This is a genomic window from Stappia sp. TSB10GB4 (assembly GCF_900185745.1).
GTDB lineage: Bacteria > Pseudomonadota > Alphaproteobacteria > Rhizobiales > Stappiaceae > Stappia.
Map to the genome: position 1 here is coordinate 98876 of NZ_FYAV01000024.1, position 14405 is coordinate 113280.

General features: G+C 69.7%; 14 protein-coding genes. 10 read left to right on the forward strand and 4 right to left on the reverse strand.

All coding sequences use genetic code 11. From position 1 onward, the window contains the following. Nucleotides 1-45: 45 nt before the first annotated feature. From dctP to TSB10GB4_RS02445, 5 genes are all read left to right on the forward strand, one after another. Entirely contained in the window at nt 46-1035 is a 990-nt protein-coding gene (gene dctP, locus TSB10GB4_RS02425; protein ID WP_186394406.1) for a TRAP transporter substrate-binding protein DctP, read from the forward strand. Between the two features lie 64 nt (nt 1036-1099). Further along, entirely contained in the window at nt 1100-2200 is a 1101-nt protein-coding gene (locus TSB10GB4_RS02430; protein ID WP_186394407.1) for an FAD-binding oxidoreductase, read from the forward strand. Next, nucleotides 2175-2480, forward strand: coding sequence for a (2Fe-2S)-binding protein (locus tag TSB10GB4_RS02435; RefSeq protein WP_371328843.1), 306 nt, complete (start codon nt 2175-2177; stop codon nt 2478-2480). The genes TSB10GB4_RS02430 and TSB10GB4_RS02435 overlap by 26 nt, the downstream gene beginning before the upstream one ends. Continuing rightward, the gene (locus tag TSB10GB4_RS02440) at nt 2473-3873 is read left to right on the forward strand and encodes an NAD(P)/FAD-dependent oxidoreductase (protein ID WP_186394409.1); all 1401 of its coding nucleotides are present in this window, start codon (nt 2473-2475) and stop codon (nt 3871-3873) included. Before TSB10GB4_RS02435 ends, TSB10GB4_RS02440 begins: the two co-directional genes overlap by 8 nt. Then, nucleotides 3870-4211: a RidA family protein gene (locus tag TSB10GB4_RS02445; protein ID WP_186389120.1), complete on the forward strand. Its 342-nt coding sequence runs from the start codon at nt 3870-3872 to the stop codon at nt 4209-4211. Before TSB10GB4_RS02440 ends, TSB10GB4_RS02445 begins: the two co-directional genes overlap by 4 nt. Nucleotides 4212-4279: 68 nt before the next feature. Here TSB10GB4_RS02445 and TSB10GB4_RS02450 read toward each other — a convergent pair whose 3' ends face one another. The 3 genes from TSB10GB4_RS02450 to TSB10GB4_RS02460 all read right to left on the reverse strand — a co-directional run bounded on the left by TSB10GB4_RS02450 (nt 4280) and on the right by TSB10GB4_RS02460 (nt 7468). Continuing rightward, nucleotides 4280-5596: a M20/M25/M40 family metallo-hydrolase gene (locus tag TSB10GB4_RS02450; RefSeq protein ID WP_186394410.1), complete on the reverse strand. Its 1317-nt coding sequence runs from the start codon at nt 5594-5596 to the stop codon at nt 4280-4282. A gap of 32 nt (nt 5597-5628) precedes the next feature. Then, on the reverse strand, nt 5629-6444 hold the full coding sequence (locus TSB10GB4_RS02455) for an aspartate dehydrogenase domain-containing protein (protein ID WP_186394411.1): 816 nt from the start codon (nt 6442-6444) through the stop codon (nt 5629-5631). A 148-nt stretch (nt 6445-6592) separates the two neighbouring features. Next, on the reverse strand, nt 6593-7468 hold the full coding sequence (locus tag TSB10GB4_RS02460) for an ABC transporter substrate-binding protein (RefSeq protein WP_186394412.1): 876 nt from the start codon (nt 7466-7468) through the stop codon (nt 6593-6595). A 117-nt stretch (nt 7469-7585) separates the two neighbouring features. On the opposite strand from TSB10GB4_RS02460, the gene TSB10GB4_RS02465 reads away from it, so the two are divergent. After that, a complete protein-coding gene (locus TSB10GB4_RS02465; protein WP_186394413.1) occupies nt 7586-8614 on the forward strand; it encodes a phosphotriesterase in 1029 nt (342 codons plus the stop codon). Between the two features lie 25 nt (nt 8615-8639). Here TSB10GB4_RS02465 and TSB10GB4_RS02470 read toward each other — a convergent pair whose 3' ends face one another. After that, nucleotides 8640-9365, reverse strand: coding sequence for a GntR family transcriptional regulator (locus tag TSB10GB4_RS02470; protein ID WP_186394414.1), 726 nt, complete (start codon nt 9363-9365; stop codon nt 8640-8642). Between the two features lie 74 nt (nt 9366-9439). On the opposite strand from TSB10GB4_RS02470, the gene TSB10GB4_RS02475 reads away from it, so the two are divergent. The 4 genes from TSB10GB4_RS02475 (at nt 9440) to TSB10GB4_RS02490 (ending at nt 13868) form a co-directional block, all read left to right on the forward strand. Next, nucleotides 9440-10084 carry a GntR family transcriptional regulator gene (locus TSB10GB4_RS02475; RefSeq protein WP_186394415.1) on the forward strand — a complete coding sequence of 215 codons (645 nt, stop codon included), beginning with the start codon at nt 9440-9442 and terminating at the stop codon, nt 10082-10084. A 374-nt stretch (nt 10085-10458) separates the two neighbouring features. Next, nucleotides 10459-11151: an amino acid ABC transporter permease gene (locus TSB10GB4_RS02480; RefSeq protein WP_186394416.1), complete on the forward strand. Its 693-nt coding sequence runs from the start codon at nt 10459-10461 to the stop codon at nt 11149-11151. A 22-nt stretch (nt 11152-11173) separates the two neighbouring features. Next, nucleotides 11174-12064, forward strand: coding sequence for a dihydrodipicolinate synthase family protein (locus tag TSB10GB4_RS02485; protein ID WP_186394417.1), 891 nt, complete (start codon nt 11174-11176; stop codon nt 12062-12064). Between the two features lie 16 nt (nt 12065-12080). Further along, nucleotides 12081-13868 carry an FAD-dependent oxidoreductase gene (locus tag TSB10GB4_RS02490; RefSeq protein ID WP_186394418.1) on the forward strand — a complete coding sequence of 596 codons (1788 nt, stop codon included), beginning with the start codon at nt 12081-12083 and terminating at the stop codon, nt 13866-13868. The last annotated feature ends 537 nt before the right edge of the window (nt 13869-14405 follow it).

A 14405-nucleotide genomic window follows, 5' to 3' on the forward strand; every position in this document is an offset into this window, starting at 1 on the left:
CAACAAGAAGAACCCTGAACTGCATAACCTGAAGAGGAGGTCCTCATGAAACATATGCTGCATGTCACCGCCGCCGCCCTATGGCTGGCCACCGCCGGCCTTGCCCAGGCCGCCGACCTGAAGATGAGCCATGTCCGCCCGCAGGGCACGACCATCGACACCGAGCTGAAGGTCTTCGCCGATGCGATCCGCGAGGCGAGCGGGGGAGAGGTCAATATCCAGATCTTTGCGGCCTCGGCGCTCGGCGACTACACCACCGTGCAGGAGCGCGTGTCGGTCGGCGCCATCGACATGTCGGTCCAGCCGGCGGCGACCGCCGCCGACCGACGGATGCAGATCGCCTCCCTGCCGTTCCTCGCCTCCAACTGGGAGGAGGCGCGCAAGGTCTACGGCCGTGGCGGGGCCATGCACGCGACGATGGCGGAGCTTTTCGCCAAGCAGGACATCACGATGCTGGCGGCCTATCCGGTCTATTTCGGCGGCATCGCCCTCAACCGCGACGCGGTCACCCCCGGCACGACCGAGGCCAAGGGCATCAAGGTGCGTGTTCCCGGCATCAAGAGCTTTCAGCTCACCGGCGAGGCGCTCGGCTACATTCCCTCGCCGATCCCGTTCTCGGAAGCCTTCACCGCGGTCCAGACCGGCGTCGTCGACGGGGTGATCGGCTCGGGAGCGGAGGGCTACTATTCCTCCTTCCGCGACGTGACCAAGACCTACATCCCCGCCAACACCCATTTCGAGGTCTGGTTCATGATCATCTCGACCGAGGTGTTCGACGGACTTAACCCGGATGTCCAGGCGGCCATGCAGCGCGTCGCGACCGAGTTCGAGACCCTGCGCTGGACCGTTGCCGAACAGGACCAGGCGAAGAACGAGCAACGGCTTGCGGACGAACTCGGCACCACGTTGGTGGCGCTCACCGACGAGCAGTTGTCGGCCATGGCCGAAAAGGTGCGCGAGACCGTATGGCCCGAGGTGCTGAAGGACATCGGCGAGGACTGGGCGCGCTCCGTTCTCGAGACTACCCGCGACTGATCCTGCCTGCTGCCGGGCGGTCCCGCGCTGCCCGGCATCCTTTCCAATCCGATCGGACATCGTCATGGATTCTGACTACGCCATCATCGGTGGGGGCGTTGTAGGCCTTTCCGTCGCCTGGGGCCTGCTCGGGCGCGGGCGCTCGGTCACCGTGATCGACGGCGACGACGGCAGCTTTCGCGCCAGCCGCGGCAATTTCGGCCTCGTCTGGGTGCAGTCGAAAGGCATGAACCAGCCGCGCTATGCAAGCTGGTCGCAAGCGTCGGTGGCCGCCTGGCGCGGCTTTGCCGAGGAGCTGCGCGAGGGCACGGGCGAGGATCCGGCGCTGCGGCAGGACGGCGGCTACGATCTGCATTTCTCCGAGGAGACGCTGGCCGAGACCGTCGCCCGCTACGAGGTGCTGAAGGCGAAGCTCGGCGGCAACTATCCTTACGAGGTGCTCGGCCACAACGAGTTGCGCATGGAGGAGCCGGCGATCGGGCCGAAGGTCGCAGGCGCGATCCTGCATCACCAGGACGGCCACGCCAATCCGCTGAAGCTGCTGCGGGCGCTCGCCGCCGATGTCCGGCGCCGGGGCGGGCGCGTGCTCAATGGCAAGACGGTCCAGTCCGTCACCCGCAACGACGTGTTCCGCATCGAATGCACCGACGGCACCCTTGTGGAGGCGGCGCGCACGGTGCTCTCCGCCGGGCTCGGCTCGGCGGCGCTGGGGCCGAAGATGGGGTTTCGCGCGCCGATCCGGCCGCAGCGCGGCCAGGTGCTGATCACCGAGAAACTGCCGAATCTCCTCAACCGCCCGTCGCTGCTCGCCCGTCAGGTGGACGAGGGCGGCGTCCAGATCGGCGTGACCAACGAGGAGGTCGGCCACGACGACACGGTGACGGTGGAGGGCATGGCCGGGATCGCCGCGCAGGCCATCGCCGCCTATCCGGTGCTGGCGAAGGCCCAGCTCGTGCGCTCCTGGGGCGCGCTGCGGGTGCTGTCGCCCGACGGGCTGCCGATCTACCAGCAAAGCCGCGCGATGCCCGGCGCCTATCTCGTGACCTGTCACAGCGGGGTGACGCTCGCCGCCGCCCATGCGCGCTTCCTGCCCGACTGGCTGGAAGGCACGGCGCAGGCCCCCGACCTGGAGGTGTTCAGTGAAGACCGCTTCGACCTTTCGTGAGCTGGAGCCGGAGGGGGCGAGGGTCCGCGTCCGTTTCGCCGGCCAGGACCTTTTGTTGCGCAAGGGCGGCAATCTGGCGGCCGAGTTGCTTGCCGCCGGCGTCACCCTGTTTCGCCGCACGCCCGTTTCCGGGGCACCGCGCGCTCCGTTCTGCATGATGGGCGCCTGCTTCGACTGTCTGGTGGAGATCGACGGCGTCACCCGCCAGGCCTGCTTGTGCGAGGTCGGCCCCGGCATGGAGATCGCGATGCCGTTTGCGGAGAGGGACGGGGATGCGTGACGCCGATCTCGTCATCCTCGGCGCCGGACCTGCCGGCATGGCCGCTGCCCGAACGGCGGCGGAGGCCGGACTTGCGGTGGTGCTCCTCGACGAGCAGCCGCGCGCCGGCGGCCAGATCTACCGCGATGTCGAGCGGGCGGGAGAGCGGCGCGCCGCGATCCTCGGGGCTGATTATCTCAAGGGCGCCGATCTCGTCCGCGGCCTGCCGTATCCGAATATCCGGCATCTCGCCGGCGCCACCGCCTGGCAGGTGGAGGAGGGGCGCCGCGTTGCCTTCACCCTCGACGGCGAGGCCGAACTGGTCGAGGGGCGCCGGCTGCTGATCGCGACCGGCGCGCTGGAGCGGCCGATGCCGATCCCCGGCTGGACGCTGCCCAGCGTGATGACGGCTGGCGCCGCGCAGATCCTGCTGAAACAGTCGGGCCTCGTCTGCGAGGGGGCGGTGCTCGCCGGCTGCGGGCCGCTGCTCTATCTCGTCGCAGCGCAGATGTGCCGTGCCGGCACGCCGCCGCTCGCCTTGGTCGAGACGCAGACGGCTGCCGACCGGCTCGCCGCCCTGCGCCACATCGGCGGTGCGCTGCGCGGTTGGCGGGCGCTTGCCAAGGGTCTCGGCCTGCTGGCCGAACTGCGCCGGGCCGGCGTGCGCCGCTACACCGGCGCCAGCGAGCTTGCCGTCGAAGGGGGCGCGCAGGCACAGGCGCTGCGCTTTACCGCCGGCGGGCGCGCGCACCGGATCGCCTGTTCGGCCGTGCTGCTGCATCACGGCGTCGTGCCCAACACCCAGGTCGCCCGCTCCATCGGCGTGCCGCATCGCTGGGACGATGCCCAGCGGGCCTTCCTGCCCGAGCGCGATCCCTGGGGCCGTGCGGCGGGACTGGAGGGCGTCTTCATCGCCGGCGACGGCGGCGGCATCGGCGGGGCCGGGGCGGCGGCGCTGGCCGGCCGCCTCGCCGCGCTGGCGATTGCCGGCGACCTCGGCCGCCTGACACAGGGCGAGCGGGATCGGGCCGCGCGGCCCTTGCGGGCGGCGCTGGCGCTCGAGCTGGCGGTGCGTCCGTTCCTTGATCGCGCCTATCCGCCCTTTGCTGGCGCGCTGCGTCCGGGGGATGACACGCTCGTCTGCCGCTGCGAGGAGGTGACGGCGGGCGACGTCCGGCGCTATGCCGCCATCGGCTGCCTTGGTCCCAACCAGACCAAGGCCTTCGGCCGCGTCGGCATGGGACCGTGCCAGGGGCGCTATTGCGGCTTGACCGTGACGGAGCTGCTGGCCGACGCCAACGGGCGCAGCCAGGGCGAGACCGGCTATTACCGCATCCGGCCGCCGTTGAAGCCGGTGACATTGGGTGAACTGGCGGCACTGGCCGCCTCGCAAAGCAAGGAGACTGCGGAATGATTGAACGCATCGATGTGGCGACGCGCATGAGCAAGATCGTCAAGCACAACGGCGTCGCCTATCTGTGCGGCCAGGTCGGCGAGGGCGAGACCGTCGCGGACCAGACCCGCGAATGCCTTGCCCGGGTCGAGGCGCTGCTCGAGCGTGCCGGCTCTTCGCGCGAGAAGATGCTGCAGGCCATCGTCTGGCTGGCGGACATCAACGACTTCGCCGAGATGAACTCGGTCTGGGATGCCTGGGTGCCGGCCGGCTGCGCGCCAGCTCGTGCCTGCGGCGAGGCCAGGCTCGCCCGCGCCGACCTCAAGGTCGAGATCATCGTCACTGCCGCTTGCGATTGACGCTCCCTGCGGCGGCGGAACACCGTCGCCGCCTGCATGTGCCCGAAGCTGAAGGGGCGGGGGTGCGCCTATGCCTCGATCTTCGAGACCCCGCACCACTTGGCGATGATGCCGGCGACGGCGCCGACGAAGCGCACGTGATCCTCAGCATCGACCCATTCGTCGGTGCCGTCGTTCTGGCTGAGATCGCCGCACAGCGGGCCGATGCCGATGGTCGGGATGCCCTTCTGGATCATCGGGTTGCGGATGTCGCTGCCCGTATGCATCGGGTTGACGTGGGCATTAAGGCCGCAGACCTCGCGGATCGCATCATGGGCGGCGATCAGCAGCGGATGGTCCTGTGGCACTTCCGCGCCGGTGGTGCCGCTGTCCCAGACGATGCGCGGCGGGTTTTCCGCCAGCCAGGGATCGCTCGCGGCGGCCTCCGCCACCGCCGCCTCGATCTGCGCGCAGACGTCGGAGAGCTTTTCCGGCGGCGGAAAGGCGAGCGCCGCGCCGAGCGTGCAGCGTGTCGCAAGGCGGGCGAGCCGCTTCGGATCGCCGGCCGAGATGTGGGACATCATGATGTTGGTCGAACGGCCGACCTCGCCCTGCAGCGCCGGATGCCGGACCTCTTCGCCGCGCCGGGCATCGAGCCGTCTCAAGGCCTCCCAGATGACGAAGGCCTTGTCGATGGCATTGACGCCCAGATGCCCGAAGGCGGTCTGCAGCGGCTCGGTCGTCGGCGGCGGGCAGCCCTCGACGATCACCCGGAACTCGACCTGGCCGGAGGCCAACGCCTTGATCTCGCGCAGCCCGGCGCCGGATTCGGCCGGATGCAGGTAGAGTGCCGCATCCGCCGTCATGCCCTGCTGCATCAGCCGCGAGACGCCGCGGGCATGACGCTTGCTCGGCGTGCTGGCGATCAGCACGTCACCGGCCGGGCGCAGGTCGAGCGAGGCGAGCAGGTCCAGCGCCTGCAATCCGGCGGCAACGCCAGAGAGATCATCCGCAACGCCCCAGCCGTACAGTCTGCCATCCTCGATCTCGCCCGCGAACGGGTCGTGCCGCCAGCGCTCGGTGCCGGTGACGGGCTCGCCGTCGGGATGGGCGAAGAGGATCAGGCTGCGCCCGTTTCCCGTCCCCTTGCAGCGTGCGACGATGCTGGTGCGCGCCTGCGGGTCGATCGCCGCCGCGCCGGCGAACTCCTCGATCATCCGCACCTCCGCCGGATTGTAGGAGCTGGCCTCGATGGTACAGCCGAGCGCCTCGGCGGTCTCGGCGAACAGGGCCTGCACCGCCGTCTCGCCGCCCTTGCCGGCGCGGATATAGGCCCGCAGCCCGTCGAGGATGCGCGTGCGCTCGCGCGCCGAGGCGCTGGCGATGTCCTGCAGGATCGATGTCACGGTGGTCTCCTGTCGGTGTCCGTCGCCAGCCGTCATGTCGCGATGGTGGCCGAGCGGCGCAGCAGCAGGCGCATGAGGCTGAACGTCGTATGGTCCAGCGGGTCGTCATGGACGGGGGCATCGCGCCCGTCGACGCGAAGATGCACGGGGCCGCAAGCCGAGTCGGCCTCCACCTCGAACCAGGCCTGGGTGATGGTGGGGTCGGCGACCAGCGTCACCCGCGTCGCGTCGAGGCCGAGACCGGCCAGCGCGACGCCGATGGTGACATTGAGATGACCGGGAAACTGCGCGGCGATCTCGCGGGCGCTCGCCTCCAGGAAGGTCGTCGGCACCGCGACCCTCTCCAGGTCGATGTAGCGGTCCGCCCCCATCGCCTGCCAGCGCTCCAGCGGATAGCCGATGCGCATGGCGACGCGGGAAAGGCCGTTCTCGCGCGCCGCCGTCAGGAAGCCGATGGAGCCCAGTGCCCCGGCCGGCACTTCGATCCGGCCCGGCCCCCTGGCGGCCGCCTGCCTCAGCAGGCGTTCGGTCTCGCGGTCGGCAAAGGCGCCGAGCGACAGCGGCAGGATATCGCAGCCGGCGGAGAGCAGGGCGGGGGCCGCCGCGACCAGCGTCGCGGCGGAGGCGCATTCGGCGGCGACGGTCGGCCGCGCTTTCAGAAAACTCGCAAGGTCGGTGCAGATCGCCGCGTCTGGCGCGAGGGCGGCCGCGTCCGCCGCCTGGCGTTCGCGCACCAGCAGCGCGGCGAGCCGGGGACCGTCGCTCCCACCGGAAAAGCGCGCGGCCAAGCGTCTGCCGATCGGTCCGAAGCCGATGATCCCGAGCCGGTCGCGGGGGCGGGTGCTCATCACGATGTCCAGACCGTATCGAAAACAGCGGGAGGAGGGGCGGCGGCGGGGAGGCGCCGCCGCCCGCCGCGGGACCCGCCGGGCGCGGGGGAGGGCCGGGCGGGTCCGTTTACGGGGAAAGGCGTCAGACCGGATTTTAAGCCGGAGATCAGGCCGGGCCGGGGCCGCTGATCGCGAACTTCTCTTCCTCGATGGTCAGCACGCCGTAGCGGTCGAACAGCTCGTCATAGAAGCCGCTGGCGCGCAGGTCGTTGAGCACGCCGACGGTGGCCTCGGCCAGCGTCTTGTCGGCAAAGGCCAGCGTCGCGATCTGCGGGAACAGGCCGGCGATGGCGCGGGTGAAGTCGTCGCGGTCCTCGAGGAACTTGGCGGTCGCGTCGATCGAGGTCGCAGCGTCGACCTGGCCGGCGCGCAGGGCCTGGAAGGCTTCCGAGAAGTTGTTGAACACCCGGACGGTGATGCCTTCGAGCCCGGCATTCTTGAGCATCTCGTCGACCTCGCGGGTGCGGCGCTCCTCGATGCCGCCGAGCTCGACGCCGACGGACAGGCCCGCCAGCTCTTCCCACTTGGTGATGCCCTTCGGGTTGCCCTTGGGCGCCAGGAAGCTCACGGCGGCGCGCTCATAGGGCACCATGTACATCAGCTTGGAGCGCTCTTCGGTCCAGAAGATGCCGGTGTTGATCATGTCCCAGCGGCCGGCGGCAAGGCCCGGCACCATCGCCGCGAACTCGACCTTGATATATTCCGGCGTCAGGCCGAGCTTGGCGGCGATCTCCTTGCCGAGCTCGATGCGCATGCCCTGCACCTCGCCCTTGTCGTCGACGAACTGGAGCGGCGGCAGGGTCGGGTTGGTGCTCATGACGAGCGTGCCCGGCTTGATGATGTGCGGCGGGGCCAGCGCCGGCTGGGCGAAGGCGGCGCGCCCGCCAAGGGCAAGGCCGGCACCAGCCGCCGCCGCGCCGAGAAGCACGCTCCGGCGGGAGACGCCTGCGCCGAGAATGTGATCGAATCCTTTGTTTTTCATGGGAGTTGTCTTCCGCTCTGGGGGATGGGACGGGGCTTGTTATTTATTGTATTAGGACGGTATACCATTTATATGCGATCTGCAAGCGGGCAAAATCGACGAATTCGGGAGGGCGGCATGGCGCATGCGGGAACGGTTCGGACGGTGTGCGGGCCGGTCGCGCCGCAGGCGCTGGGCTACACGTTGATGCACGAGCATCTGCTGTGCGACCTCACCCCGCCCGCGCTTCGCGGCCGCGGCCTGCCCGAGGTCGAGATCACGCTGGAAAACGTCTTCGACGTCACCTACCGGCCGAACGACTATCACGGCAATCACCGGCTCCAGGACCTCGGCATAGCGACATCCGAGACCCGCCGCTTCGCGCAGGCGGGCGGCGGCACCATCGTCGAGATGACCACCGGCGGGCTGTGTCCGGACCCGAAAGGGCTCGCCGCGATCTCGGCGGCGACCGGCGTGCATGTGGTGCTCGGCGCCGGCTTCTATACGCAAGGCTATCAGGACGCGGCGACGCTGGCGCTGCCGGTCGAGGCGCTGGCGGACATCGTCGCGGCGCAGGTCGAGGAGGGCGCCTGGGGCACCGATATCCGCTGCGGCATCATCGGCGAGATCGGCTGTTCCTGGCCGCTGACCCCGTTCGAGCGGCGCTCGCTCGCCGCCGGGGCCATCGCCCAGCAGCGCACCGGCGCGGCGATCACGGTGCATCCGGGTCGCCATCCCGACGCCCCGCACGAGATCCTCGATATCCTTCAGGCCGCAGGCGCCGACCTCTCCCGCGTCATCATCGACCATATGGACCGCACTTATGACGGCGTCGACGCGGTCGTCGCGCTGGCCCGGCGCGGCTGCGTCGTCGAATACGACTTCTTCGGCATCGAGCAGTCGCAATACTGGATGGCGGTCGCCGACCTGCCGACCGACTACATGCGCATCCATGCGGTGCGTCGGCTGTTCGACGAGGGGCTCAGTGGCAATGTCGTCCTGTCGCAGGACATCTGCACCCGCTCGCGCCTGCAATGCCAGGGCGGCCACGGCTATGCGCATATGCTGCGCAACGTCATCCCCCTGATGCGCGACCGGGGTTTCGGGCAATCCGAGATCGACCTGCTGCTGAAAGAGACGCCGGCGCGGCTGCTGACGCTGGTGTGAGTCGGATGGGGCGGGCGAGGGGCCTTCAGTCGGCCATGTTCAGGTGCTTGCGGGCGAAGTCGATCAGGCTGACGATGTGGTTCGCCACTGTCCGGCGCACGTCGTCGGCGTCCTGCCGCTGAAGTGCGTCGATGATCATCAGGTGCTCGGTCGAATCCGGCGTCAGCCGGTCCTTCAACTGGCCGATCTCGAACAGCCGCGTCGTGGCGCGCAGGTTGCGCAGCACCTGCGCCATCACGTCGTTGCCGCAATGGTCGATGATCAGCCCGTGCAGGTGGTCGTCAGAGAACCAGTGGGCGTCGGTGTGATAGCTGGTCGCCCCCATCAACTCGTCGATCTCGCGGCGGACCTCGATCAGCTTGCGGCGCGGGATGCTCCCCATCGCCTGCACCGCCGCTTCCGGCTCGATCAGCAGCCGCAGCTTCAGGCTCTGGATATACTCGCCGATATCGACATGCCGGACCACGTAGTTGCGCCCCTCGCCCTTGTGGACGAGGCCTTCGCCCTCCAGCCGCTGCAGCGCCTCGCGCAAGGGGGTGCGCGACACGCCCAGCGTCTCGGCCAGCCGCGCCTCGACGATGACATGGCCGCCACTGAGCTTGCGGTGGCGAATCATGTCCGACACGGCGTTGTAGGCCAGCGCGGCGAGGCTGTGGCTTCCCCGACCCGCTGCGCTGCCGCCGCTTTCCTCCGTCACGCTCACTTTGGCTTGCTCCTCCCCCGTCTCGTCGCTGCGCGGATCCTGCCTCATGCGAAAGACTTTCCTTGGCTACAGCCATGCGGCATAGCAGTCCTGATCGTCAAATAGGGAAGTGGAGACGGCGCATGGCCGAGCAGGACACCGGCACGGAGACAAGTCTCGCCGACGAGACCTATCGCGCCCTGCTGGAGGAGATCCTGTCGGCGCAGCTTGCCGGCGGCGTCGTCATCCAGGAGCGCCGGCTTGCCGCCCGGCTCGGCGTCTCGCGCTCGCCGATGCGCGACGCGCTCGGCCGGCTGGAGGGGCAGGGGCTCCTGGTGCGCAACGGCAAGAGCCTGCTCACCGTGCGGGTGATCACCCTGAAGGACTATCTCAACAGCCTCGCCATGCGCCTGCTCGTCGAGCCGGCGGCCGCCGCGCTCGCCTGTCCGGACCTGCCGGAGGCGGTGCTGCGCCGATGGTCCGCGATGCTGGACGCCATCGAGGCCGACCCCGACCCCGATCCGGCGACGATCTGGCGCTTCGACGATGCGCTGCACCAGGGGCTGGGCGAGGCCAGCAGCAACCCGTTCATGGCCGAGACCATCGTCCAGATGCGTCGCTATACGACGATCTTCGAGCGCCAGCGCCGGCTCGAGCAGCGCAAGCCCGGCCTTGAGGACCATCGCGAGATCCTCGCCGCACTCGCCGCGCGCGATCCCGAAGCCGCGCGCCAGGCGATGGCGCGGCACCTCGACAAGGTCCGCCAGCGGGTGCTCTCCACCTATTGAGATCGCCGCCGGGCGGCAGGGACGGGACGCCATCTCGTTCTTTCGCACGCTCGGTCTTCGCAAGGAGCGGGACGCGCGGCGTCCCGAAGGGGACGTGCACAGGTCCGACAAAGGGACTTGCGCCGGCTCCGTTGCTGTGTATTAAATCGGTATACCAAATGAATGCGGGAAATGCAAACCAACCCGTGGCCCCATCTCACCCCGTGACGCCTCCCGGACGGGAGGCCCGCGACCCTGTCGCTGGCGCGCGCCCGTCGGTCGACCCGTTCCGCCTCCGCACGCCAGCGGCCGCCCGTCGGTCCGCGCCGCGCGGGGCGGCGCCGTCGTCCGCCGCCTGCCGCTCCCGATAGAAGGCCCGCACAGGAAGGCCCACCATGTCAGTCTGGAACTGGTCAGGTTTCTTCAACTATCTCACCAACGCCTACATTCTCGAAGGCGTGTTCACGACGGTCTGGCTGACCTGCGTCTCGCTGCTGTGCGGCCTGGTTCTCGGCTTCGTCATCGCCCTGATGCGCCGGTCGAAGCTGCGGGTGATGCGCGCCGTCGCCTGGTTCTACATCTGGCTGTTCCGCGGCACGCCGCTCCTGGTGCAGCTCATCGTCATCTACACCGCGCTGCCGCAGCTCGGCATCCGCTTCTCGGTGATCGAGGCGGCCCTGATCGGCCTTGCGCTCAACGAGGCGGCCTATCTCGCCGAGATCATCCGCGCCGGCATCGAGGCGGTGCCGGAGGGCCAATCGCGCGCGGCGCGGGCGCTGGGCATGACCGAGCGCCAGATCATGCGCTACATCATCATGCCGCAGGCCTTCAAGGTGATCATCCCGCCGCTCGGCAATTCGGTGAACGGCCTGCTCAAGACCACCTCCGTCACCTCGGTCATCTCCATGGAAGAGCTGCTGCGCCGCACGCAGGTGCTCATCCAGGAGAAGTTCATGGTGCTGGAGCTCTTCGCGGTCGCCGCCCTCTACTACCTCATCCTGACAACGCTCTGGGACTTCGTCCAGCGACGCATCGAACGCCGCTTCGGCCAGTCGACCGCCGCCGTCGGCCTCACGGAAAAGCGCTGAACTTTCATAAGGGTACCTTCACATGTCCACGACATTTCGCGGCGTCTTCACCGTGATGATCACGCCGGTCGACGGCAGCGGCCGGCCGGATCTTGCAGCGCTCGCGGCCTTCACCGACTGGCAGATCCGCGAGGGCGTGCACGGCCTCATCCCGCTCGGCTCCACCGGCGAGTTCCTGTCGCTGTCCGAGGACGACAAGGACGCGGTGGCGCGCACGGTGATCGGCACCGCCGCCGGCCGGGTGCCGGTGCTGATCGGCACCGGCGCGGAGGACACGCGCGAATGCGTCCGGCTCGCCCGCAAGGCTGAGGAGATGGGCGCCGACGGCGTCATGATCATCCCGCCGTTCTACTGCACCCCGACCGACGACGAGCTGGTCGAGCACTACCGCACCATCGCCGCCGCCATCTCCATCCCGATCATGGTCTACAACAACCCGGCGACGTCGAATGTCGACATGACGCCGGAGTTGCTGGCCCGCATCGCGCAGATCGACGGCTGCGACTATGTCAAGGAATCCACCCTCGAGGTCACGCGCATCCGCGACATCGTCCGCCTTGCCGGCGACCGCATGGTGCCGTTCGGCGGCATTCTCGGGTTCGAATCCTTCGTGATGGGCGCGCAGGGCTGGGTGGCGGTCGCCTCCAATGTCGCGCCGGGGCCGATGGCGCGGATCTTCACGCTCGCCGCCGACGACAAGGATTACGATGCGGCCCGCGCGCTCTATCTGGAATGGCTGCCGATCATCCAGGCGGTCGGCGGCCAGGCCTATGTCGCCGGCACCAAATCGCTGCTCTCGCATATGGGCCTTGCCGTCGGCGCGCCGCTGCCGCCGCGCCTGCCGCTACCGGCCGCGCGCGACGCCGAAATGAAGGCGCTGGTCGAGCGGTTCGGCCTGCGCTTCGAGACCTGACCGGAGACAGATGCCCATGTCCGCTGCGGCCCCGCACGGTGCCAGGCCGGCCGAAGACCTCGTGATCGTCCATCTCGACGGCGAGACGCATCGTGTCGATCGGGACATGTCCGTCGCCGCAGCCCTTGCGGCCGGCGGGCGGGTCGCCTTCTCGCGCGATGCGGCGGGCCGGGCGCGCGGGCTGTTCTGCGGCATGGGCGTCTGCCACGACTGTCTCGTCACCATCGACGGGCGCAGCAGCCAGCGTGCCTGCATGACCAAGGTGCGCGGCGGCATGCGGGTCGAGCGGCAGGCCGCGCGCCCCAACATTCTCTCGTCTTCGCTCGCCGATCTTGCGCCGGTGCCGGCGGAGCTGCCCGCGCGCGCCGTCGAGGTTCTCGTCGTTGGCGCGGGGCCGGGCGGGCTCTCCGCCGCGATTGCCGCTGCCCGTGCCGGCGCCAAGGTCACCCTCGTCGACGAGCGGCCCGCCGCCGGCGGCCAGTTCTACAAGCAGCCCGTTACGCGGGCAGCTCGGGCAGCGCTTGCCCGCGACCGGCAGGCGCAGGACGGTGCCAGCCTCGTCTCTGAGGCCCGCGCCTGCGGCGTGGAACTTCTCGCCGGCGTCACGGTCTGGGGCGCCGAGCGCCAGGAGGACGGGACCTCCGTCCTCGGCTGTCTCGGCCCGGACGGTGCCTTCTATCTGCGCCCGCGAATGCTGGTCATCGCCACCGGCGCCTTCGAGCGGCCGGCCGCGCTGCCCGGCTGGACCCTGCCGGGCGTGATGACGACGGGTGCGGCGCAGACGCTCCTGCGCAGCTATGCCAGTCTTCCCGGCCGCCGCTTCGCCATCACCGGTAACGGCCCGCTCAACATCCAGGTTGCCGGCGAGATCCTGCGTCATGGCGGCGAGGTCGTCTGCCTTGCCGACCGGGCCCGCGCGCCCTGGTCGAGCCCGCGCGATGCCGTCGCCATCCTGCAGGCCGATCCGGCGCTGGCGCTGAAGGGCATGGGCGAGATCGCCGCCCTGCAGCGGGCCGGGGTTGCCATCCGCTGGCAGACCCGCGCGGTCGAGGTGCTGGGAGAGGGGCGCGCGCAGGCCGTGCGCCTTGAGGGCCCGTCCGGCGAGGAGGTGTGTGAGGTCGATACGGTGCTGGTCGGCGGCGACTTCGCCCCGTCCAACGAGCTGTCGCGCCTGCTCGGCCTTGCCCATGTGGTTGCCGGCGACGGCACGCTGGTCGCCCGCTGCGACGAGGCCGGCGAAAGCTCCGACCCGCATGTACATATCGTCGGCGAGGCCGCGCGCTTCGGCGGCGCCCATGTCGCCATGGCCGCCGGGCGCCTTGCCGGCCTTGCCATTGCGCGCAAGCTCGGGCTCGGGGCCGCGCCCGATCCGGCCGCGCAGCGCCGGCTTGCCCGCGCCCGCCGCTTCCAGGCGGCCCTGTGGCAGTTGTTCCGCCCGGCAGACGACGCGCAGGCCGATGCGGTTGCCACGCTGTCCTGCCGCTGCGAGAGCGTCGCGCTTGGTGTCCTGCGCGAAACGGCAGCCGACGGCCCGCCGGACATCGCCACCTTGAAGCGGCTGACGCGCGCCGGCATGGGCCGCTGCCAGGGCCGCTATTGCGGGCGCACGCTGACCGCGCTTGCCGGCCGCCCGGCGAGCGAGACGAACGGCTTGCTCGCCCCGCAAATGCCGCTGCGCCCGGTGCCGCTGGCCGCGCTCGCCGTCGAGAAGCCCGAATGGGGCGGCCACAAGCGGGCGCTCCTGCCCGAACGTCCGCCGCTGGACAACCCGTATGTGGACGGCCCCCTGAGGGCAAGCGATTAGTTGAGGCTCGCTCGGATCGACAGCGGTTCGTATGTCCGGCCTGTTTCGGCGGCATGGTGAACCGCCATGGCCCAAGATGGGTTGCGCGTGGGGCGGCGCCTAACGGAACCACGGCCTCGACGGCCGGTCGGGTCGCACGGCGTGTCCGCCTCACGTGATCGATCGAACGCTCCATCTCCCTCTCGGCTTGCCGCTCCCTCAAGCCCGGCCGGCGTGGCCGGGCGTGTTTGTCATTCCGGTGCGGCGGTTTCGGTCACGCCGGTGCTGTGGCTGTGGTGGCGGCGGCGTATGTGGACGGCCCCCTGAGGGCAAGCGATTAGTTGAGGCTCGCTCGGATCGACAGCGGTTCGTATGTCCGGCCTGTTTCGGCGGCATGGTGAACCGCCATGGCCCAAGATGGGTTGCGCGTGGGGCGGCGCCTAACGGAACCACGGCCTCGACGGCCGGTCGGGTCGCACGGCGTGTCCGCCTCACGTGATCGATCGAACGCTCCATCTCCCTCTCGGCTTGCCGCTCCCTCAAGCCCGGCCGGCGTGG

Bases quoted from the DNA above. Each gene is read 5' to 3' on its own strand.
- TSB10GB4_RS02430 (WP_186394407.1), top strand. From the start codon at position 1,100: ATGGATTCTGACTACGCCATCATCGGTGGGGGCGTTGTAGGCCTTTCC.
- TSB10GB4_RS02490 (WP_186394418.1), top strand. From the start codon at position 12,081: ATGTCCGCTGCGGCCCCGCACGGTGCCAGGCCGGCCGAAGACCTCGTG.
- TSB10GB4_RS02455 (WP_186394411.1), bottom strand. From the start codon at position 6,444: ATGAGCACCCGCCCCCGCGACCGGCTCGGGATCATCGGCTTCGGACCG.
- TSB10GB4_RS02485 (WP_186394417.1), top strand. From the start codon at position 11,174: ATGTCCACGACATTTCGCGGCGTCTTCACCGTGATGATCACGCCGGTC.
- TSB10GB4_RS02445 (WP_186389120.1), top strand. From the start codon at position 3,870: ATGATTGAACGCATCGATGTGGCGACGCGCATGAGCAAGATCGTCAAG.
- TSB10GB4_RS02475 (WP_186394415.1), top strand. From the start codon at position 9,440: ATGGCCGAGCAGGACACCGGCACGGAGACAAGTCTCGCCGACGAGACC.
- TSB10GB4_RS02470 (WP_186394414.1), bottom strand. From the start codon at position 9,365: ATGAGGCAGGATCCGCGCAGCGACGAGACGGGGGAGGAGCAAGCCAAA.
- TSB10GB4_RS02465 (WP_186394413.1), top strand. From the start codon at position 7,586: ATGGCGCATGCGGGAACGGTTCGGACGGTGTGCGGGCCGGTCGCGCCG.
- TSB10GB4_RS02460 (WP_186394412.1), bottom strand. From the start codon at position 7,468: ATGAAAAACAAAGGATTCGATCACATTCTCGGCGCAGGCGTCTCCCGC.
- TSB10GB4_RS02440 (WP_186394409.1), top strand. From the start codon at position 2,473: ATGCGTGACGCCGATCTCGTCATCCTCGGCGCCGGACCTGCCGGCATG.
- TSB10GB4_RS02480 (WP_186394416.1), top strand. From the start codon at position 10,459: ATGTCAGTCTGGAACTGGTCAGGTTTCTTCAACTATCTCACCAACGCC.
- dctP (WP_186394406.1), top strand. From the start codon at position 46: ATGAAACATATGCTGCATGTCACCGCCGCCGCCCTATGGCTGGCCACC.